Annotated in this window: 18 protein-coding genes and 1 riboswitch; of the genes, 13 read left to right on the top strand and 5 right to left on the bottom strand. The window is 65.3% G+C overall.

What is annotated here, in order from left to right:
• Position 1: 1 nt before the first annotated feature.
• The 4 genes from pstA to phoB are packed head-to-tail and all read left to right on the top strand — an operon-like array spanning position 2 to position 3,123.
• Positions 2 to 847: a phosphate ABC transporter permease PstA gene (gene pstA, locus I6F28_RS22595; protein ID WP_036001676.1), complete on the top strand. Its 846-nt coding sequence runs from the start codon at positions 2 to 4 to the stop codon at positions 845 to 847.
• The gene (pstB, locus tag I6F28_RS22590) at positions 844 to 1,665 is read left to right on the top strand and encodes a phosphate ABC transporter ATP-binding protein PstB (protein ID WP_036020413.1); all 822 of its coding nucleotides are present in this window, start codon (positions 844 to 846) and stop codon (positions 1,663 to 1,665) included. Before pstA ends, pstB begins: the two co-directional genes overlap by 4 nt.
• An 11-nt stretch (positions 1,666 to 1,676) precedes the next feature.
• Complete coding sequence (phoU, locus tag I6F28_RS22585; protein ID WP_036001670.1) at positions 1,677 to 2,393, top strand: phosphate signaling complex protein PhoU; 717 nt, start codon at positions 1,677 to 1,679, stop codon at positions 2,391 to 2,393.
• Between the two features lie 22 nt (positions 2,394 to 2,415).
• Positions 2,416 to 3,123: a phosphate regulon transcriptional regulator PhoB gene (gene phoB, locus I6F28_RS22580; RefSeq protein WP_008143479.1), complete on the top strand. Its 708-nt coding sequence runs from the start codon at positions 2,416 to 2,418 to the stop codon at positions 3,121 to 3,123.
• 291 nt (positions 3,124 to 3,414) lie between these two features.
• Here phoB and I6F28_RS22575 read toward each other — a convergent pair whose 3' ends face one another.
• Positions 3,415 to 3,927, bottom strand: a complete 513-nt coding sequence (locus I6F28_RS22575) for a GcrA family cell cycle regulator (RefSeq protein WP_036001664.1) — start codon at positions 3,925 to 3,927, stop codon at positions 3,415 to 3,417.
• A 459-nt stretch (positions 3,928 to 4,386) separates the two neighbouring features.
• On the opposite strand from I6F28_RS22575, the gene I6F28_RS22570 reads away from it, so the two are divergent.
• The 3 genes from I6F28_RS22570 to I6F28_RS22560 all read left to right on the top strand — a co-directional run bounded on the left by I6F28_RS22570 (position 4,387) and on the right by I6F28_RS22560 (position 7,816).
• Positions 4,387 to 5,595: an aspartate aminotransferase family protein gene (locus I6F28_RS22570; protein ID WP_225141136.1), complete on the top strand. Its 1,209-nt coding sequence runs from the start codon at positions 4,387 to 4,389 to the stop codon at positions 5,593 to 5,595.
• Entirely contained in the window at positions 5,595 to 6,530 is a 936-nt protein-coding gene (argF, locus tag I6F28_RS22565; protein ID WP_225141134.1) for an ornithine carbamoyltransferase, read from the top strand. The genes I6F28_RS22570 and argF overlap by 1 nt, the downstream gene beginning before the upstream one ends.
• Positions 6,531 to 6,808: 278 nt before the next feature.
• Positions 6,809 to 7,816, top strand: coding sequence for an Hsp33 family molecular chaperone (locus I6F28_RS22560; RefSeq protein WP_109142180.1), 1,008 nt, complete (start codon positions 6,809 to 6,811; stop codon positions 7,814 to 7,816).
• Between the two features lie 188 nt (positions 7,817 to 8,004).
• Here I6F28_RS22560 and apaG read toward each other — a convergent pair whose 3' ends face one another.
• Positions 8,005 to 8,397: a Co2+/Mg2+ efflux facilitator ApaG/CorD gene (gene apaG, locus I6F28_RS22555; RefSeq protein WP_024337101.1), complete on the bottom strand. Its 393-nt coding sequence runs from the start codon at positions 8,395 to 8,397 to the stop codon at positions 8,005 to 8,007.
• A 195-nt stretch (positions 8,398 to 8,592) separates the two neighbouring features.
• On the opposite strand from apaG, the gene I6F28_RS22550 reads away from it, so the two are divergent.
• Genes I6F28_RS22550 through I6F28_RS22540 form a run of 3 tightly spaced genes read left to right on the top strand, consistent with a single transcriptional unit; the run spans position 8,593 to position 11,630 of the window.
• Positions 8,593 to 9,849, top strand: a complete 1,257-nt coding sequence (locus I6F28_RS22550) for an OpgC domain-containing protein (RefSeq protein ID WP_035996371.1) — start codon at positions 8,593 to 8,595, stop codon at positions 9,847 to 9,849.
• Complete coding sequence (locus I6F28_RS22545) at positions 9,849 to 10,628, top strand: SGNH/GDSL hydrolase family protein (RefSeq protein WP_225141132.1); 780 nt, start codon at positions 9,849 to 9,851, stop codon at positions 10,626 to 10,628. The genes I6F28_RS22550 and I6F28_RS22545 overlap by 1 nt, the downstream gene beginning before the upstream one ends.
• Before the next feature lie 12 nt (positions 10,629 to 10,640).
• Positions 10,641 to 11,630 carry an SGNH/GDSL hydrolase family protein gene (locus I6F28_RS22540; protein ID WP_225141130.1) on the top strand — a complete coding sequence of 330 codons (990 nt, stop codon included), beginning with the start codon at positions 10,641 to 10,643 and terminating at the stop codon, positions 11,628 to 11,630.
• Positions 11,631 to 11,744: 114 nt separating this feature from the next.
• On the opposite strand, the gene I6F28_RS22535 is transcribed toward I6F28_RS22540, so the two are convergent.
• Positions 11,745 to 12,932: an O-succinylhomoserine sulfhydrylase gene (locus I6F28_RS22535; RefSeq protein ID WP_225141128.1), complete on the bottom strand. Its 1,188-nt coding sequence runs from the start codon at positions 12,930 to 12,932 to the stop codon at positions 11,745 to 11,747.
• 76 nt (positions 12,933 to 13,008) lie between these two features.
• Positions 13,009 to 13,088: riboswitch (SAM riboswitch) on the bottom strand.
• A 96-nt stretch (positions 13,089 to 13,184) separates the two neighbouring features.
• On the opposite strand from I6F28_RS22535, the gene I6F28_RS22530 reads away from it, so the two are divergent.
• The 3 genes from I6F28_RS22530 to I6F28_RS22520 all read left to right on the top strand — a co-directional run bounded on the left by I6F28_RS22530 (position 13,185) and on the right by I6F28_RS22520 (position 17,358).
• Positions 13,185 to 14,306 (top strand): 2'-deoxycytidine 5'-triphosphate deaminase, encoded by a 1,122-nt coding sequence (locus I6F28_RS22530; RefSeq protein WP_425248827.1) that lies wholly within the window; start codon positions 13,185 to 13,187, stop codon positions 14,304 to 14,306.
• Positions 14,307 to 14,500: 194 nt separating this feature from the next.
• Positions 14,501 to 15,553 (top strand): hypothetical protein, encoded by a 1,053-nt coding sequence (locus I6F28_RS22525; RefSeq protein ID WP_225141126.1) that lies wholly within the window; start codon positions 14,501 to 14,503, stop codon positions 15,551 to 15,553.
• A gap of 365 nt (positions 15,554 to 15,918) precedes the next feature.
• On the top strand, positions 15,919 to 17,358 hold the full coding sequence (locus I6F28_RS22520; RefSeq protein WP_225141123.1) for an MATE family efflux transporter: 1,440 nt from the start codon (positions 15,919 to 15,921) through the stop codon (positions 17,356 to 17,358).
• Here the strand turns inward: I6F28_RS22520 and I6F28_RS22515 are convergent.
• Together I6F28_RS22515 and I6F28_RS22510 are read right to left on the bottom strand one after the other, a co-directional pair.
• Positions 17,355 to 17,834, bottom strand: a complete 480-nt coding sequence (locus I6F28_RS22515; RefSeq protein ID WP_225141122.1) for a hypothetical protein — start codon at positions 17,832 to 17,834, stop codon at positions 17,355 to 17,357. The two genes, I6F28_RS22520 and I6F28_RS22515, sit on opposite strands and share 4 nt — an antisense overlap.
• Before the next feature lie 114 nt (positions 17,835 to 17,948).
• Complete coding sequence (locus I6F28_RS22510) at positions 17,949 to 18,350, bottom strand: SRPBCC family protein (protein WP_225141120.1); 402 nt, start codon at positions 18,348 to 18,350, stop codon at positions 17,949 to 17,951.
• Positions 18,351 to 18,590 lie beyond the last annotated feature (240 nt).

The following is an 18,590-nucleotide window of genomic DNA, read 5'->3' as shown; positions in this document are numbered from 1 at the left end:
CATGAACCCGATCTATTCGCGCCGCCGCCGCTGGGACATCGTCATTCGCGGCCTCTGCATCGCAGCCGCCGCCTTCGGCGTCACCTGGCTCGCGCTGATCCTGGTCACGCTGCTCTACAACGGCTTGGCCGGGCTCAACCTCCAGGTCTTCACAGCTGACACGCCGCCGCCCGGATCGACCGAGGGCGGCCTGCGCAACGCCATCGTCGGCTCGTTGATCATGACCGTGATCGGCGTCGGCATCGGCGCGCCGCTCGGCCTGTTCGCCGGCACCTATCTCGCCGAGTACGGCCGCAACGACAAGCTGACCTCGGTGATCCGCTTCATCAACGACATTCTCCTGTCGGCACCCTCGATCATCATCGGCCTCTTCATCTATGGCGCGGTGGTGGTGCCGATGCGCGGCTTCTCGGCGATTGCGGGCGCGCTGGCGCTTGCCGTCATCGTGATCCCGGTCGTCGTGCGCACCACCGAAGACATGCTACTGCTGGTGCCGAATCCGTTGCGCGAAGCTGCCAGCGCGCTCGGCCTGCCGCGCTCGCTGGTGATCAAGCGCATCGCCTATCGTGCCGCGCGCTCCGGCCTCATCACCGGCGTGCTGCTGGCGACCGCCCGCGTCGCCGGCGAGACCGCGCCGCTGTTGTTCACGGCACTGTCGAACCAGTTCTTCAGCCTCGGCCTGAACAAGACGATGGCGAACCTGCCTGTCACCATCAACAACTTCGTGCAGAGCCCCTACGAGTATTGGAAGCAACTCGCCTGGAGCGGTGCGCTGTTGATCACCCTGACCGTGCTTGCCCTTAACATTGGCGCGCGCATCCTTGGCGCCGAGAGGACTGCAAAATGAGTGAAATGTCTGTTTCCGTCAGCGCACCGTCCGTTCATCCCGGCTCGCAGCCCCTGCCCGAGGCGCCCGCCAAGGTCACGGCGCGCAACCTCAACTTCTACTACGGCGACCACCACGCGCTGAAGAACATCAACCTGGCGCTCGGCACCAACCGCGTCACGGCGTTCATCGGCCCGTCCGGCTGCGGCAAGTCCACCCTGCTGCGCATCTTCAACCGGATGTACGACCTCTATCCGGGCCAGCGCGCCGACGGTCAGCTGTTACTCGACCATACCAACATCCTCGACCCCAAGCTCGACCTCAACCTGCTCCGCGCCCGGGTCGGCATGGTGTTCCAGAAGCCGACGCCGTTCCCGATGACGATCTACGAGAACATCGCCTTCGGCATTCGTCTCTATGAGAAGATCTCCAAGTCCGAGATGGACGACCGCGTCGAGAAGGCGCTGCGCGGTGGCGCGCTGTGGAACGAGGTCAAGGACAAGCTCAATGCCTCCGGCCTGTCGCTCTCCGGCGGCCAGCAGCAGCGTCTCTGCATCGCCCGCACCGTCGCGGTGCGGCCCGAGGTGATCCTGTTTGACGAGCCCTGCTCGGCGCTCGACCCGATCTCGACCGCCAAGGTCGAGGAGCTGATCCAGGAATTGTCCGAGAACTACACGATCGCGATCGTCACCCACAACATGCAGCAGGCGGCGCGCGTTTCCGACAAGACCGCCTTCATGTATCTCGGCGAGTTGATCGAGTTCGACGACACCAGCAAGATCTTCACGTCGCCGAGCGATCGGCGCACGCAGGATTACATCACCGGCCGGTTCGGCTGAGGAGACGGAACATGGGTTCTGAACATACCGTAAAGGCTTTCGACAGCGACCTTCAGGAGCTCACCCGCCTGGTCGCCGAGATGGGCGGCATCGCCGAGCGCATGATCGTCGATTCCGTCGACGCGCTGATCCGCCGCGACGTCGCGCTCGGCCAGCGCGTCGTCGCCACCGACGTCGAGCTCGACGCGCTGCAGAAGCGCATCGAGGAGCGCGCCGTGCTCACCATCGCCCGCCGCCAGCCGATGGCCGTCGACCTGCGCGAGATCGTCGGCGCGATGCGCGTTGCGACCGATCTCGAGCGCATCGGCGATCTCGCCAAGAACATGGGCAAGCGCGTCGCGGCGCTGGAGACGGATTTCCATCCGCTCAAGCTGTTCCGCGGCCTGGAGCACATGACCGACCTCGTGCAGCAGCAGGTCAAGTCGGTGCTGGACGCCTATGCCGCGCACGACCTGCCGGCGGCGATGGCGGTGTGGAAGGGCGACGAAGAAGTCGACGCCATCTGCACCTCGCTGTTCCGCGAGCTCCTCACCTACATGATGGAGGATCCGCGCAACATCTCGTTCTGCATCCACCTGATGTTCTGTGCCAAGAACATCGAGCGGATCGGCGACCACGCCACCAACATCGCCGAGACCGTGTTCTACATGATCGAGGGCCAGGCGATCACCGACAAGCGGCCGAAGGGCGACATGACGACCTTCGCCACGACGGTGCCGAACACCTGACGACTTAAGGAGCTACGACCACATGGGCGCACGCATTATGGTGGTTGAGGACGAGGAAGCTCTCACCGAGCTTCTTCGCTACAACCTCGAAGGCGACGGCTATGACGTCGAGACGGTGATGCGCGGCGATGACGCCGACACCCGCCTCAAGGAGCACATTCCCGATCTGATCGTGCTCGACTGGATGCTGCCGGGCCTGTCGGGCATCGAGCTGTGCCGGCGGCTTCGGACCCGGCCCGAGACCAAACAGCTGCCGATCATCATGCTCACCGCGCGCGGGGAGGAGAGCGAGCGGGTGCGCGGGCTTGCCACCGGCGCGGATGATTACATCGTCAAGCCGTTCTCGGTGCCGGAACTGCTCGCGCGCGTGAAGGGCTTGCTCAGGCGCGCGAGCCCCGAGCGCCTCGCCACCGTGCTCGCCTATGGCGATATCGAGCTCGACCGCGACAAGCGCCGCGTGGCGCGCTCGGGCCGGCCGATCGATCTCGGTCCGACCGAATATCGCCTGCTGGAGTTCTTCCTGGAGCATCCCGGCCGCGTGTTCTCGCGCGAGCAGCTGCTCGACAGCGTCTGGGGCCGCGACATCTACATCGACGAGCGCACCGTCGACGTCCATATCGGCCGCCTGCGCAAGCTGCTCAACCTTGGCCGCGAGCAGGACCCGATCCGCACCGTCCGCGGCGCCGGCTACGCGCTGGACGATCGCTTCGCGAAGGCTGAGCAGACGTAAGATCGGGCGAGTTGTTGGTTCTCGGCCGCGGCAACAATCTCGGTCGTGATCCCGGGGCGCGCGCAGCGCGAGCCCGGGATCTCAGCGCGAGCGCGCGCGCTCGTCGCGATCAGCCACAGGACGTGGTTTGGCGAAGACTCGGAGTGACCATCTCGCGCAACGATTGCGTTATGGATCCCCGCCTTCGCGGGGATGACACCGGAGTGATTGGGAGCCGTCATCGTGTGACGGCTGCAGCCTTGGCGATCAAGCTTGGCGATCAAAGCTTGGCGATCAGGAAATTCCGCAACCTCACCGCGTGCCCGGTTTCGGTGCTGCGCGACGGCGATCCGCTGCAGGCTGATAGGCCACGCGCGAATGCTGGGCACAATAGGGCAGGCCGGAGAGCGCCTTGCCGCCGCAGAAGAAGAAATCCGGGCTCGAGGGATCGCCGACCGGCCAGTGGCAGGTCGCCTCGTTCAATTCCAGCAGCGACAGCCGCTGGCTCATCGGCACCACGTTGTCGTAGGTAACCGGCTCGGCTTCCAACTCGACCTCGAAGGCCTGCGCCAGCGCGGTGTTGCCGCGCGCGACGGGGCGGGTCACCCGCATCATATGCTGCGCGGGCCGTGCCTTGCGCGGCCGCGGCGCTGCCGATGAAGGGCTCTTGGCGCGGCCGGACAGGCCGAGCCGGTGCACCTTGCCGATCACGGCATTGCGGGTCACATTGCCGAGCTCCGCCGCGATCTGGCTGGCCGAAAGTCCGGCCTCCCAGAGCTTCTTCAGCTGCTCGACGCGATCATCGGACCAGGTCAAAACCGTCATTGCACCCTTTCCCTCGCTGCGCGCCTGCCATCCTGGGGCCTTCGCAGCGAATGCTTTAGCCTTGAAAAACCCGTGCCGTCAGAATCCCTTAAGGCTCGCCGGGCGCGCTCAAGACGCCCGAACGTTTACGCCGGTACATGAGGACTTCTGGGATCAGAACTGCTGCACGAGATGTCGTATCTGACAGTCCAAACGCTACAATATGGCGTGACTCCCGCGCAAGAGTCCGCCGACTCGCTTCCACATGTTCCGTGGTGAAAAACCCGCAAAATCGGCACCGCAAGACTACGGAATCAGCGTTTCGCGAGGCTTTCCGGGCGGCATTGACACCCGTCTTGCCAGGCATAAGATAGTGCCACGTGCCGCCCTTAAAAGGCGGCACGTTTCGTTTTCCGGGGCCGGTCGATGGTGCGTCGCGCAATGCATGCCTCACACCGTCCGCAACATTCAAGTGACGTCATGACTAACAGCGCAGCGCCGCATTTGCTCCCCGTTTTCGCCAGGGCCGACCTCGGTTTCGAGCGCGGCGAAGGCTGCTGGCTGATCGCGACCAACGGCGATCGCTATCTCGATTTCACCTCGGGTGTTGCGGTGAATGCGCTCGGCCATGTCCATCCCGCGCTGGTCAAGGCATTGCAGGAGCAGGCGACCAAGCTCTGGCACATGTCGAATCTGTTCCAGAGCCCTGACGGCGAGAAGCTCGCAAGCCGCCTCTGCAATGAGAGCTTTGCGGACTTCGTGTTCTTCTGCAATTCCGGCGCCGAGGCGCTGGAAGGCGTGATCAAGCTGGTGCGCCACCATCACTTCTCCAAGGGGCATCCGGAGCGTTACCGCATGATCACCTTCGAGGGTGCCTTCCATGGCCGCACGCTGGCGACGCTCGCCGCCACCGGCTCTGCGAAATATCTCGAGGGCTTCGGTCCGCCGATGGACGGCTTCGATCAGGTGCCGCACGGCGACCTCGACGCCGTGAAGAAGGCGAGTGGTCCGCACACCGCCGGCATTCTCATCGAGCCGATCCAGGGCGAGGGTGGCGTTCGTTCTGCACCTCACGCCTTCCTGAGGGCGCTGCGCGAACTCTGTAACGAGCGCGGCCTGTTGCTCGCCTTCGACGAGGTGCAGACCGGCATGGGCCGCACCGGCGAGCTCTTTGCCTACAAGCGCACCGGCGTCACACCGGATGCGATGTCGCTCGCCAAGGCGCTCGGCGGCGGCTTTCCGATCGGCGCGGTGCTGGCGACCGCGGACGCGGCGGCCGGCATGGGGCCCGGCTCGCACGGCTCCACCTTCGGCGGCAATCCGCTCGCGATCTCGGCTGCCAACGCCGTGCTCGATGTCATGCTCAAGCCCGGCTTCTTCGACCACGTGCAGAAGATGTCGCTGCTGCTCAAGCAGAAGCTCGCCTCCGTGATCGATCGTCATCCCGAAATCGTCAGCGAGGTGCGCGGCGAGGGCCTCCTGATCGGTATCAAAGCGGTGGTGCCCTCGGGCGATCTCGTCGCGGCGCTGCGCGCCGAAAAGCTGCTCACCGTCGGGGCCGGCGACAATGTCGTGCGCTTCCTGCCGCCCCTGATCGTCACGGAAGCGGAGATCGAGGACAGCGTCGGCCGGTTAGAGCGCGCCTGCGCTGCGATCTCCTCCAGCCAGACCAAGCGGGCGGCAAGCTGATGAGCACGACGCCCAACAAAGCTCCCAAGCACTTCCTGGACATCAACGAGCTGCCGCTCTCGGAGCTCAAGAGCATGCTCGCCGCCTCTTCGGCGATGAAGGCGAAGCAGAAGGCGCAGCAGCCGGTCAGGCCGCTCGAAGGCAAGACGCTGGCGATGATCTTCGAGCGTCCCTCGACCCGCACCCGCGTCTCGTTCGACGTCGGCATGCGCCAGCTCGGCGGCGAGGCGATCATGCTCACCGGCGCCGAGATGCAGCTCGGCCGCGGCGAGACCATCGCCGACACCGCGCGGGTTCTGTCGCGCTATGTCGACGCCATCATGATCCGCATCCTCAACCATGATGCGCTGCTGGAGCTTGCGGCCAACGCCACCGTGCCCGTCATCAACGGTCTGACGCGGCGTTCGCATCCCTGCCAGGTGATGGCCGACCTCATGACCTATGAGGAACATCGCGGCCCGATCGAGGGCAAGACGGTGGCCTGGACCGGCGACGACAACAACGTGCTGGCGTCCTGGGCCCATGCCGCCGAGCGCTTCAAATTCCAGCTCAATGTCGCAACGCCGCCGGAGCTCGCACCGAAAAAGGTCATGCGCGACTGGATCAGGGCGACGGGCGCGCCGATCGTGCTCGGCACCGATCCGGAAGCCGCCGTGCGCGGCGCCGATTGCGTCGTCACCGACACCTGGGTGTCGATGGGCGATAAGGAGGGCGAGCACCGCCACAACGTGCTCAAGCCCTACCAGGTCAATGCCAAGCTGATGTCGCTGGCGAAGCGAGATGCGCTGTTCATGCATTGCCTGCCGGCCCATCGCGGCGAGGAGGTCACCGACGAGGTGATCGACGGGCCGCAATCGGTCGTGTTCGACGAGGCCGAAAACCGCCTGCACGCGCAGAAGGGCATTTTGGCCTGGTGCTTCGACGCGGTGAAGTAGGCCCGCCAGAGGCCCCGCTGCGGCCTCACACGCAATTGTCGTCCCGGACAAGCGCGCCAAAAGCGCGCGCAGATCCGGGACCCATAACCACAGGAAGTCGTTTGGCGAAGAGTCGGAGTTGCCATCTCGCTCGATGACGTGGTCCTGTGGTTATGGGTCCCGGGCTCGCGCGTTGCGCGCCCCGGGACGACACCGAGCTTGCTGTAGCGTTGTGCACCCTCATCGCATCCGGAACGCGCCCCCTTCCATTTCCGCCCTCCGACCCCAGATAAAGCGCCATGGTTTCCCAATCTCCTGACATGAACACCGGGCCTGAAGGCCCGGTTCGCGCGCCATCATCGGTTCCGATCGATGACGCCGTGCTGCCTTACGAGGTCGACGCGCTTGACGTGCGCGGGCGCCTGGTGCGGCTTGGCCCCGCGCTCGACGACATCCTCACCAAGCACGATTATCCCGCAGCCGTGGGCAAGCTGCTCGGCGAGGCCATCGTGCTGACGACGCTGCTCGGCTCGACGCTGAAATTCGAGGGCCGCTTCATTCTTCAGGCGCAGACCGACGGTCCGGTGTCGTTCCTGGTGGTCGACTACAAGGCCCCGGACCGCCTGCGCGCCTATGCGCGCTTTGACGCCTCGCGCCTGGGCACGGCCAAGGATTCCGGCACGCTGCTCGGCCGCGGCCATCTCGCCATGACCATCGACCAGGGCCCCGACATGAGCCGTTACCAGGGCCTGGTTGCGCTCGACGGCGGCAGCCTGGAAGACGCCGCCCACGAATATTTCCTGCGCTCCGAGCAGATCCCGACGCGCGTGCGCCTCGCGGTCGGCGAGGAGTGGCGCTCGAGCGACGGCGGCAAGCATCGCTGGCGCGCCGGCGGCATGCTGATGCAATTTCTGCCGAAGGCGCCGGAGCGCGCGCGGCAGGCGGACTTGCATCCCGGCGATGCGCCCGACGGCACCGAGGTGCACAGCGTCGCGGAAGACGATGCCTGGGTCGAGGCACGCTCGCTGATCGAGACGGTCGAAGACGTCGAGCTGATCGATCCCGAGCTCTCCGGCGAGCGGTTGCTCTACCGCCTCTTCCACGAGCGCGGTGTGCGCGTGTTCAATCCGCAGGTGCTCGAGGCGCGGTGCTCCTGCTCGCGCGATGCGGTCGCCGCGATGCTCAAGAGCTTCTCGCACGACGACCGCGCCGCCATGGTCAAGGACGACAAGGTCGTCGTCACCTGCGAGTTCTGCTCGTCGGTGTATCAGTTCACGCCGCACGAGGCGGGCGTCGAGGACGCCTGAGCCTACCCGCGTCGCTGCACTCGCAATGTCGAGTGGAGCAGTGCCACACGCGCGGTGTCATCGCCCGACTTGATCGGGCGATCCAGTACTCCGAGACGATGCTGATCGAAACGAGAGGCCGCGGCGTACTGGATGCCCCGGTCAAGCCGGGGCATGACAGTTGTGAGTGTTACGGCGAACTCGCCTCTCTAATTCAACACCCGCTTGTTGTCGGGGCTGTCCAGCGAAAACGTCGGCACGTCGATCTCGAAGCGTTCGCCGGTTTCGCTGACCATCTGGTAGCGGCCGGTCATGAAGCCCGAGGCGGTCGAGAGCGGCACGCCGGAGGTGTATTCGAAGCGCTCGCCGGGGGCGAGGATCGGCTGCTCGCCGACCACGCCTTCGCCCTTCACCTCCTGCTGGCGGCCGGAGGCATCGGTGATGATCCAGTGCCGCGTCTTGAGCTGCACGGTCTCCTCGCCCGAATTGGTGATGACGATGGTGTAGGACCAGAAGTAGCGCGAGCGGTCGGCCGACGATTGCTCCGGAACAAAGTTCGGCTCGACGGTCACTTCGATCTGGCGGGTCACGGCGCGGTACATGGCTGTCATCATACCGAAATCCGCCCCGGGAACCAAACCCCCGCGGGCGCCTTGGCGACATCGTCCCGCCAGAATTGGCGGGAAAGCACACCACCGAGGGAGACACCCTGATGTGATCCGGACGCTTTGCGAGACGACAGCCGGACCATTACACTGCTTCAACGTCGCGATTTGCGGAAGGGTTTCCAGGCCCCGATGACCATTGCCGACCAAGTGACGGGATCGACCATCGCAGGAACCGCGGGCGCCAAGCCCGCAGGGACCAAGGCGCGCGCCGCAGCGCCGGCCATCACGCTGCCCGCCATCGGCGAGCGCGAGCTCCGGCTCGATCTGTTCCGCGGCCTCGCGCTGTGGCTGATCTTCATCGACCATCTGCCGCCCAGTCTGCTGACCTGGTTCACGATCCGCAATTACGGCCTCAGCGACGCCACCGAGATCTTCATCTTCATCTCCGGCTACACCGCGGCCTTCGTCTATGGCCGGGCCATGCTGGAGAGCGGCGTTCTCATCGCCACCGCGCGCATCCTGCGCCGGGTCTGGCAGATTTACGTCGCCCACGTCTTCCTGTTCACGATCTTCCTCGCCGAGATCTCCTATGTCGCGACCAGGTTCGAGAACCCGCTCTACACCGAAGAGATGGGCATCATGGACTTCCTCAAGCAGCCCGACGTCGTCATCGTGCAGGCGCTGCTGCTGCGCTTCCGTCCCGTCAACATGGACGTGCTGCCGCTCTACATCGTGCTGATGCTGGCGCTGCCGCTGATCCTGTGGTCGATGAAATGGCGGCCGGACGTCACGCTCGGGCTGTCGGTCCTGCTCTACGCGGTGACCTGGGAGTACGACCTTTACCTGTCGGCCTATCCGAACGGCTTCTGGGCCTTCAATCCGTTCGCCTGGCAATTGCTGTTCGTGTTTGGTGCCTGGTGCGCGCTCGGAGGTGCGCGTCGCATGTCGGGCATCCTGGCCTCGCCCGTGACGATGTGGATCTCGATCGCCTATCTCATCGCGGCGTTCTACGTGACCTTGACCTGGTACGTGCCCCAGCTCTCCCAGTTCATGCCGAAGCAGATCGAACAATGGATGTATCCGATCGACAAGACCGACCTCGACGTGCTGCGCTTCGCGCACTTCCTGGCGCTGGCGGCGCTGACCGTACGCTTCCTGCCCCGCGATTGGCCGGGCTTGAAATCGCGCTGGCTACGACCATTGATTCTATGTGGTCAGCATTCGCTCGAGATCTTCTGCCTCGGCGTCTTCCTGGCCTTTGCCGGCCATTTCGTCCTCGCCGAAATCTCCGGCGGGCCGGTCATGCATGCGTTGATTAGCCTCTCCGGAGTCCTGATCATGTGGGGGGTGGCCTGGGTCATTTCGTGGTACAAGCGTGTGGCTGACAAGAGCGGTGCGAAAACCAAAAACGCCGTCGGCAACGCCGATCTGGCGGGAGGGGGCTGATGAAGGCGAAGGTTCTCCTGAGCCTGGTCCTGCTATGCGGTAACCTCGCCGCGCCCACGGCGCGCGCGGGCGATGCCACGTCTGCCGCATCCCCTATGCCTGCGGCCTGCGAACTGCCGTCCTATCTGCTGACCAGCGAAAGCCAGCTGCCCAAGGTCGCCGAGGCGATCAAGGCCGGCAAACCGCTCGACATCCTGGTGATCGGCAGCCGCTCGACCACGATTCCGTCGTCGGAGAGCAGCTCCTATCCGGCGCGCATGGAGGCGATCCTCAAGGAGAAACTGCCGCCCTCCGAGCCGGTGCACGTCTCCGTAGAAATACAGAGCAAGAAAACGGCAGAGGAGACCGCGTCCACCTTCGTTAAGCTGATGGAAGCAAAAACGCCTACTTTGGTCATCTGGCAGACCGGGACCGTGGATGCTATCCGATCCATCGATCCCGACGAATTTCGTAGCGCGGTGACCGACGGGGTTGTTGCGCTGCAAAAGTCAGGGGCGGACGTCGTCTTGATGAATTTGCAATATAGCCCGCGCACCGAGACCATGATCTCGGCGCAGCCTTTTCTCGATAATATGCGCGTCGTGGCACAGGAGCACGACATCCCGCTGTTCGATCGTTTCGCGATCATGCGGCAGTGGAATGAACAGGGCCAGTTCGACCTGTTCAACCCGTCCCGCGGGCCTGAGCTGGCGAAGCAGGTCCATGATTGCCTTGGCCGGGCGTTGGCACAGTTCGTGATTGACGCTGCTCATCTGGAGCCGGCCCAGCAGCAAAATTGAGGTCTAGCGTTAATGAGTTCTCTCCGCCCTTTTTGCCTGACGTCATGGCTGGCCGTGCCTGCAACAGCAGTGCTGTTGTTGCTGACGCCCGCCTCGCATGCGCAGACGCCGGCTGCACAGCCGGCGACCCCCGCACCCGCCCAGTCGCCTGATCCCGCGCCCGCTACGCCGTCCCAGACCACCGTCGCCGCGAGGTCGCCCGAGCAGCGCGGCGTCACCTCGCGCGCCATCGACAAGGTGAAGGAGGTCGCAAAGTCCGCCGCCGACATCTTCAGCCGCGTGCCCTGCCTGCCGCCGAAGGGCGGCTCCAAGGCGATGGGCTCGCTGCCGCATGTTGCGAGCAAGCTGGTCGCCGGCCAGCCCGTCGTCATCGTCGCGTTCGGCTCCTCGTCGACTCAAGGGTTCGGCGCGAGCTCGCCGGAGTTCAATTACCCCAATCGTCTCGCCGCGCAGCTGCGCCGGCACTATCCGACTGCCGACATCAGCGTCATCAATGCCGGCGTCGGCGGCGAGGACGCCCCCGAGATGATGAAGCGTCTGCAGACGCAGGTGATCGACAGGCATCCGGATCTCGTGATCTGGCAGGTCGGCACCAACGCCGTGCTGCGCAATCTCGATCCCGGCGAGACCGTCAAGCTGGTGGAGGACGGCATCAACCGCATTCAGGCCGCCGGCGGCACCGACATCGTGCTGGTCGATCCGCAATATTCGCCGGCCGTCAACCAGCGCAAGGAGAGCGCCGGCAAGATGATCAAGCTGCTCGGCAACGTCGCCGAGCTCCGCAAGGTCGGCATTTTCCCGCGCTTCGAGGTGATGCGCGACTGGCACGAGAACCAGTCGATCCCGGTCGAGGGCTTCGTCATCGCCGACGGCCTGCACATGAACGATTGGGGCTATGCCTGCTTCGCCCAGCTGCTCGGCGACGACATCATCCGCTCCGTCGGCCAGATCAAGCTCGGTGTGAGCGTGCCCGCCGATGTGAGAACGTACCGGCCGATGTGAGAGGGTGCGTAGGGTGGGTTAGGCGAAGCCGTAACCCACCACTGTCTATCTCCGCGGATGCAGCAGAGGTGGATTACGCCTTCGGCTAATCCACCCTACGAGACCTCGCTTCCCTCACGCCTTCTCCAGCGCCGCGGTGAGATCCTCGATCAGGTCATCCGCGTGCTCGAGCCCCGCCGAGAAGCGGATAAATCCCTCGCTGATGCCGAGCGCGGCGCGGTCTTCCGGCTTGAGGCGCTGATGCGTCGTGGTCGCCGGATGCGTGACGAGGCTCTTGGCGTCGCCGAGATTGTTGGAGATCTTGGCGAGCTTCAATTCGTTGAGCACACGGAACGCCGCCGCCTTGCCGCCCTTCACCTCGAAGCCGACCAGCGTCGAGCCGCCGCGCATCTGCTTCTTCACCAGCGCCGCCTGCGGATGATCGGCGCGGCCGGGATAGACCAGTCGCGAGATCTTGGGATGGCTGGCCAGCGCCTCGGCGATGCGCGCGGCATTGTCGGTCTGCGCGCGCACGCGCACGCCCAGCGTCTCCAGGCCCTTGAGCAGGACCCAGGCATTGAACGGCGAAATCGACGGGCCGGTCTGGCGCATGAAATTGTGGATGTGCTCGGCAATGAAGGCTTCGGAGGACAGGATGATGCCGCCGAGACAGCGGCCCTGGCCGTCGATGTGCTTGGTCGCAGAGTAGACGACGACGTCGGCGCCGAGCGCGAGCGGGCTCTGCCAGATCGGGGTTGCAAACACGTTGTCGACGACGAGCCGCGCGCCGCCCTTGTGCGCGATCTCGGCAATCGAGGGAATGTCGAGCACGTCCAGCGTCGGGTTGGTCGGGCTCTCCAGGAAGAACGTCTTGGTGTTGGGCCTCAGCGCGCGTTGCCACTGGTCGAGATCGAGCCCGTCGACCAGCGTGGCCTCGATGCCGTAGCGCGGCAACAGGTCCTGGATGACGTAGAGGCAGGAGCCGAACAGCGCACGGGAGGCGACCACGTGATCGCCGGCCTTGAGCGGCGCCAGGATCGCGGTCGTCACCGCCGCCATGCCGGTTGCCGCCGAGCGCGCGGCCTCGGCACCCTCGAGCTCGATCATGCGGCGCTCGAACATTGCAATCGTCGGGTTGGAATAGCGCGAATAGATGAAGCCGGGATCCTCGCCCTTGAAGCGCGCCTCGCACTCCTCCGCGCTGGCGTAGACATAGCCTTGCGTCAGGAACAGCGCCTCCGAGGTCTCGCCATATTGCGAGCGCAGGGTGCCGGAATGGACCAGGCGGGTTTCGGGGCGATAAGTGGCAGACGACTTCGACATAGGACCCTCTCCGACATGACCGTCGAGGCGAAAACGGTCACAAAAAAACCGGCCTGGATATCTCCACGGGCCGGGATCACAGAGGTCCCCGGCCTGTTTAGCGACTTATTTAACGTGGCTGCAAGCCGGCCGGCTCAAATCACCACGGGATAAGTGATGCTCATATTCCGCAATGCCCTTTCCGTCAAGGCGTCCATCGGATAGCCGTAAAAGACTTGTATTTCCGGCATGTCCGGATGCATTCGGCCCCTGATGAGGACCCCCCGGTTGACGTTCACGGTCGCCGCCGACGCCAATGGTATCCTGCCCGACCGCATGATAGCGGCGATGGCGGAAGAAGGTCTCATCCTGCCCGCCTACGACTTCGTCGAGAGCCAGATCCAGCCGGCGAGCCTCGATCTGCGCCTCGGCGACATCGCCTATCGGGTCCGCGCCAGCTTCCTCCCCGGGCCCGGTGCCACCGTGGCCGAGCGCATCGACGAGCTGAAGCTGCACGAGTTCAGCCTCGCCGACGGCGCGGTGCTCGAGACCAACTGCGTCTACATCGTGCCGTTGCTCGAGAGTCTGGCGCTGCCGCCGGAGATCGTCGCTGCCGCCAATCCGAAGAGCTCGACCGGCCGGCTCGACGTCTTCACCCGCGTGATCGCCGACGGCACCCGTCGCTTCGACATGATCGGCGCCGGCTATCACGGCCCGCTCTATGCCGAGATCAGCCCGAAGACGTTTCCGGTGCTGGTGCGCGAGGGCTCGCGTCTCAGCCAGGTGCGCTTCCGCACCGGCGATGCCATCCTCAATGCCGACGAGCTCGATGCGCTGCACGCCAGCGAGCGTCTCGTCGACATCGACGATGCCGATCTCTCGGGCGGCGTTGCCGTCTCGGTCGATCTCTCCGGCGAGAAGGCGAGCGGCTTCGTCGGCTACCGCGCCAAGCGCCACACCGGCGTCGTCGATGTCGACCGCCGCGCGGGCTACGCGGTGGAGGATTTCTGGGAGCCGATCTCGGCGCGTCCCGACGGCAGCCTGATCCTCGACCCCGGCGAGTTCTACATCCTCGCCTCCAAGGAAGCGGTGCAGGTGCCTCCCGACTACGCCGCGGAGATGGTGCCGTTCGATCCCCTGGTCGGCGAATTCCGCGTGCACTATGCCGGCTTTTTCGATCCCGGCTTCGGCTATGCCGGCGCTGGCGGGCTGGGATCGCGCGCCGTGCTGGAAGTGCGCTCGCGCGAGGTGCCGTTCATCCTCGAGCACGGCCAGATCGTCGGCCGCCTCGTCTACGAGAAGATGCTGGCCCGCCCCGACGCGATGTATGGCCAGCGCATCGGCTCGAATTACCAGGCGCAAGGCCTGAAGCTCAGCAAGCATTTCAGGGTGTAGTGCTAACCTCACCCACCGCTGTCATTCCCCGCGGAGGCGGGGAATCCAGTACGCCGCGGCCTCTCGATTCAAGCATGACCATCTCGGAGTACTGGATCGCCCGCCTTCGCGGGCGATAACACCGAGAGCGCGTCCGGTTGCGTCACCCGATCCGCGATGACACACTCCCGCAAAACAACAAGCCGGGAGCGAACATGACTATCGCACCAGACCTCGCGCAGCACGCGCAATGGAAGCGCTGGCGCGCCGTCGCCGATCTCTATCACGCTTACTTCACCGGGCTGATCCTCACCGTCGTCACGCGCCGCGGCACGGCGGATGCCGCAGAGTTCGTCTTCCGCGTGCTTCGTCGCCAGCAGCAGGAGCGTTTCCTGCCGGGGCTCAGCAAGCTCGGGATCGACCATCTGCCGCCGGCGGTCGCGGCTGCGCAATACCACTATCTCTCCAACTGGATCGGCGGCGTTCATGTCGAATACATGTACGAGAGCGACACCAAGGCTTGGATCCGCTATCCGCCGCCGCGCTGGATCTGGAAGGGCACTGCGATCTGTGGCGTGCCGGGCGAAGTCTCACGCGCCATGCTGCGCGGCTGGCACGCCAACAATGGCGCGGCCCTCGGCGACCTCAGGCTCGGCTTCGTCTGCACCAAGCAGAGCGTCGACGGCCAGGACGGGCTCGAAGGCTATTACCATCTCTACGACCATCCGCTCGAGCTCGACCAGCGCCTCGTGTTCGCGCGCCACCTCGAAGCACCTTTGTTCGATGCGAAGACGGCGCCCGCCTTGCCGGTCGCGAGCTGGCCAAGACCGCGGCTGGAAAAGGCCTATCGCAATTACGCGATGGAATATGTCCGCACCGCCGCGCCCGTGATGGTGCAGCTGTTCGGCCCGGAGGATGCCGGCTATCTGCTGCACCTCACCGGCAAGCTGATCGGCATGCAATATTTCGACGAGGTCGCCGCGGCGCTGGCGACGACCCGCGGCGGAGCGCGAGAATTCGCATCGTTCCTGAACGCGCTGCTCGCCGCGCAGGATGATGCGGCCGAGATGACGCAATCGGAAGGCACGTTCGAGATCCGGCAGCAGAGCTGGAAGCTGATGGACGACGTCGCCGATTATCATCGCGCCTGCGCCAAGGTGCTGGAGGGATTGTTCGAAGGGCTCGCCGCAGGCTGCGGCCGGCACATCGGCGTGCAGATGCGCACCGCGGTAGGCGGGCGCCCACCGCTGGTGTGGACCATCGGTTAGGCGACGGCCGCAGCGGGCCTCACCTCGCCCCGCTTGCGGGGAGAGGTCGGATTGCATCGAAGATGCAATCCGGATGAGGGGGAGTCTCCGCGAGTCCAGCTCTCGCCGTCTTCGCGAATAGAGCCCCTCACCCCGACGCTCTCGGCGCGAGCAAGGCTCGTCGCGGCCCCGTAAGAACGGGGAGAGGGAGAAGAACGAATTCCACCGCTTGAAATGCGCTGCCGCAGGGCACGCCTGCATCGGGCGCAGGCAGAATCGGAGCACGCCGTGCTAACACGCCTCAGCCGCGCCATTCGCGCGAACGACGCCATTGGCACACCAAGTGATTGCTGCGCTGCAAACGGCGCCTGCGCCCGGGAGAGGACATGTCCGACATCGCCGAAATCCCGGTCGATGAGCAAGAGCGCCCGCTGCCGCCGCCTCCGGCGCCGATCAGAAGCGCTCTGACGGATGGGCCGATCCTGCGGACGCTGCTCTCGCTCGCTTGGCCGAACGCGATCGGTCTGTCGGCCGGCATTTGCGTGGTGATCGCCGAGACCTCCTATGTCGGCCGGCTCGGCGTCGAGGCGCTGGCGGCGATGGCGCTGGTGTTTCCGACGATCATTCTGACCATGACGATGTCCGGCGGCGCCATGGGCGGCGCGGTGGCCTCGGCCATCGCGCGTGCGCTCGGCGCCGGCAATCGCGAGCGCGCCGGCACATTGGCCGTGCACGCGATGCTCATCGGCATCAGCTTCGGATTCGTCTTCATGCTGGGCATGTTGATCTTCGGGCCGAGGCTGCTCGAGATGCTCGGCGGCCGCGGCGATGTGTTGACGCATGCGATCGCCTACACGCAGGTGTTCTTCGGCGGCGCCGTGCTGCCCTGGCTGCTTAACACCATGGCGGGCATCTTGCGCGGTACCGGCAACATGAAGCTGCCGTCGTTCCTGATCCTCAACTCCGCGGCCTGGCAGATCGTGCTCGGCGGCACGCTCGGTCTCGGGCTCGGGCCAGTGCCGCAGTTCGGCATGCGCGGCGTCGCCGCTGGCGCGCTGATCGCCTACACTATGAACATCGGCATCATGAGCTGGTACCTGTTCTCCGGCCGCGCGCGGATCACGCTGAAGCTGCGCGGCCTGCGCATCCAATGGGCGATGTTCTTCGACATCCTCAAGGTCGGCGCCATCGCCTGCTTCTCGCCGCTGCAATCGGTGCTGACGATCTCGATCTTCACGCACATGCTGGCGCAGTTCGGCACTGCGATCCTCGCCGGCTACGGCGTCGGCGCGCGGCTCGAATTCCTGCTGACCTCGATCGCATTCTCGTTCGGCATCGCCTGCGTGCCGATGGTCGGGATGGCGATCGGCGCCGGCCGCATCGCGCGGGCCCGGCGCATCGCCTGGACCGCCAGCGTTGCTGCTTTCGTGGCGGTCGGCGTGCCGGCGTGCCTCGTTGCGATCTTCCCCGATCTCTGGGTCAACATGTTCACCGACAGTGTGGCGGTGCGCGCGGCGAGCCATCAATATCTTTCGACGGTCGGGCCGTTCTACGCCTTCTTCGGCCTGGCAACGACGATGTATTTCTCCTCGCAAGGCGCGGCCAAGGTGATCGGGCCCGTGCTGGCGCAGACCGCGCGGCTGATCTACATCGCCGGAATCGGCTGGTGGCTGTCGAGGCACGGCGCCAGCGCGCAGAGCTTCTTCTGGCTCGCCGCGAGCTCGATGGTCGTGCTCGGCCTCTTGTCGTGCTCCAGCGTCGTGCTGACACGCTGGGGACCGCGCGAGGGCAAGCCTGCAATCGCGCCTGCTCTTGTTGTCGACTAGCGACGCTTGTGGCGGCGATGGCCGCCACCGCCGGTATTGGCGAGCCGCATCAATTGCGGGATCATCGCCATCATGTCGCTGCCACCGGTGCCGCCGAGCATGCCCATGATGTCGCCGCCGCCCATGCTACCGATCCCGACCGGCATGGTGCCGCCGCCCATCGGGGTGTAGCCGCCATAGCTCGGTGCACCGAATCCGCCGCCGAAATTGCCGCCGCCCATCAAGCCGCCGAGCCCGCCGCCGCCGTTCTCCATCATGCGGCTCATCATCGGCCCCATGGTCTGCATCAGCATGGCGAAGCGGCGTTTGCCCATCTTCGCCTTCATCATCTCCAGCATCGGCGCCATCTGGGTCATCATGTCCTCGCCGCCAGCTCCTCCGCCGCCGAGGAGTTGCGCCTTTGCCGGCACGCTCGAGATCGAAAACAGCAGCAGCACCGCGGCCGCCTGACAGATCACCTTGTCCGCACCTCTCATGGCATGCTCCTCGCGTGCGTGGCGCCGCCGGGAGAGCAGAGCCGACCGGACGCACGAGGGGCATGGTTACGGCCGGCGAGGACGCGCTTCTGTGAGACAACTCACAGTGAATGATCAGGCCGAAGCGGGCGGAAACGCCTTGTGCATGGCGGCCACCGCCTCCTTGGTTTGCCCCTGAACGTAGGGCGCGAGCTCGTTCGGCAGCATGTCGATGATCCAGACGAGGCGGCAGCTCGTCTCGCCCTCGGCAATGACCTGCACCGAGGCGCTGTAATGCCTTAGCCGCTCGTTGTTGATGGCATAGACGAGGCGTCGCCGCGTATCGTCGCAATCGACCAGCACCTCGCGCGCCACCGAGCCGTTGGCAAAGGTGACGATGCGTGCATCGCCGTCGAGCGTGCACGCGGTGACGAAGCCCGGCACCAGCCGCCGATGCAGCGCGCCGAAATCACGCACCGCGTCCCAGACGTCGCGCGCGGAGGCGGGGAGGGAGATGTCGTTGTGGATGGAGGCCATGAATATTCCCCTTTTTTCGGAGTTCGTAGGGTGGGCAAAGGCGCGCTCTTCGCGCGCCGTGCCCACCATTCATCGGCGTTGTCGCGAGCAATTGGTGGGCACGCTACGCTTTGCCCACCCTTGTAATAGCGCAATCGGATATTGATTGGGGTGTTCCGAGAGGAATGGCCTGCCGGGGCTGCAACCCCGGCAGGCCGCTGGCGATCGGATCGAGCCCACCCAGAGCAGTTTGTGGCTGCC

The sequence above is a fragment of the Bradyrhizobium sp. NBAIM14 genome, assembly GCF_020193895.1.
In the GTDB taxonomy this organism is placed as follows: domain Bacteria; phylum Pseudomonadota; class Alphaproteobacteria; order Rhizobiales; family Xanthobacteraceae; genus Bradyrhizobium; species Bradyrhizobium yuanmingense.
The sequence above is the reverse complement of the archived record's forward strand: the minus strand, read 5'-3'. Positions and strand labels throughout refer to the sequence as shown.

Bases quoted from the DNA above. Each gene is read 5' to 3' on its own strand.
- I6F28_RS22545 (WP_225141132.1), top strand. From the start codon at position 9,849: ATGAAGGCGAAGGTTCTCCTGAGCCTGGTCCTGCTATGCGGTAACCTC.
- I6F28_RS22530 (WP_425248827.1), top strand. From the start codon at position 13,185: ATGAGGACCCCCCGGTTGACGTTCACGGTCGCCGCCGACGCCAATGGT.
- I6F28_RS22520 (WP_225141123.1), top strand. From the start codon at position 15,919: ATGTCCGACATCGCCGAAATCCCGGTCGATGAGCAAGAGCGCCCGCTG.
- I6F28_RS22550 (WP_035996371.1), top strand. From the start codon at position 8,593: ATGACCATTGCCGACCAAGTGACGGGATCGACCATCGCAGGAACCGCG.
- I6F28_RS22540 (WP_225141130.1), top strand. From the start codon at position 10,641: ATGAGTTCTCTCCGCCCTTTTTGCCTGACGTCATGGCTGGCCGTGCCT.
- I6F28_RS22515 (WP_225141122.1), bottom strand. From the start codon at position 17,834: ATGAGAGGTGCGGACAAGGTGATCTGTCAGGCGGCCGCGGTGCTGCTG.
- phoB (WP_008143479.1), top strand. From the start codon at position 2,416: ATGGGCGCACGCATTATGGTGGTTGAGGACGAGGAAGCTCTCACCGAG.
- pstB (WP_036020413.1), top strand. From the start codon at position 844: ATGAGTGAAATGTCTGTTTCCGTCAGCGCACCGTCCGTTCATCCCGGC.
- phoU (WP_036001670.1), top strand. From the start codon at position 1,677: ATGGGTTCTGAACATACCGTAAAGGCTTTCGACAGCGACCTTCAGGAG.
- apaG (WP_024337101.1), bottom strand. From the start codon at position 8,397: ATGTACCGCGCCGTGACCCGCCAGATCGAAGTGACCGTCGAGCCGAAC.
- I6F28_RS22575 (WP_036001664.1), bottom strand. From the start codon at position 3,927: ATGACGGTTTTGACCTGGTCCGATGATCGCGTCGAGCAGCTGAAGAAG.
- I6F28_RS22510 (WP_225141120.1), bottom strand. From the start codon at position 18,350: ATGGCCTCCATCCACAACGACATCTCCCTCCCCGCCTCCGCGCGCGAC.
- I6F28_RS22525 (WP_225141126.1), top strand. From the start codon at position 14,501: ATGACTATCGCACCAGACCTCGCGCAGCACGCGCAATGGAAGCGCTGG.
- I6F28_RS22560 (WP_109142180.1), top strand. From the start codon at position 6,809: ATGGTTTCCCAATCTCCTGACATGAACACCGGGCCTGAAGGCCCGGTT.
- I6F28_RS22570 (WP_225141136.1), top strand. From the start codon at position 4,387: ATGACTAACAGCGCAGCGCCGCATTTGCTCCCCGTTTTCGCCAGGGCC.
- I6F28_RS22535 (WP_225141128.1), bottom strand. From the start codon at position 12,932: ATGTCGAAGTCGTCTGCCACTTATCGCCCCGAAACCCGCCTGGTCCAT.
- argF (WP_225141134.1), top strand. From the start codon at position 5,595: ATGAGCACGACGCCCAACAAAGCTCCCAAGCACTTCCTGGACATCAAC.
- pstA (WP_036001676.1), top strand. From the start codon at position 2: ATGAACCCGATCTATTCGCGCCGCCGCCGCTGGGACATCGTCATTCGC.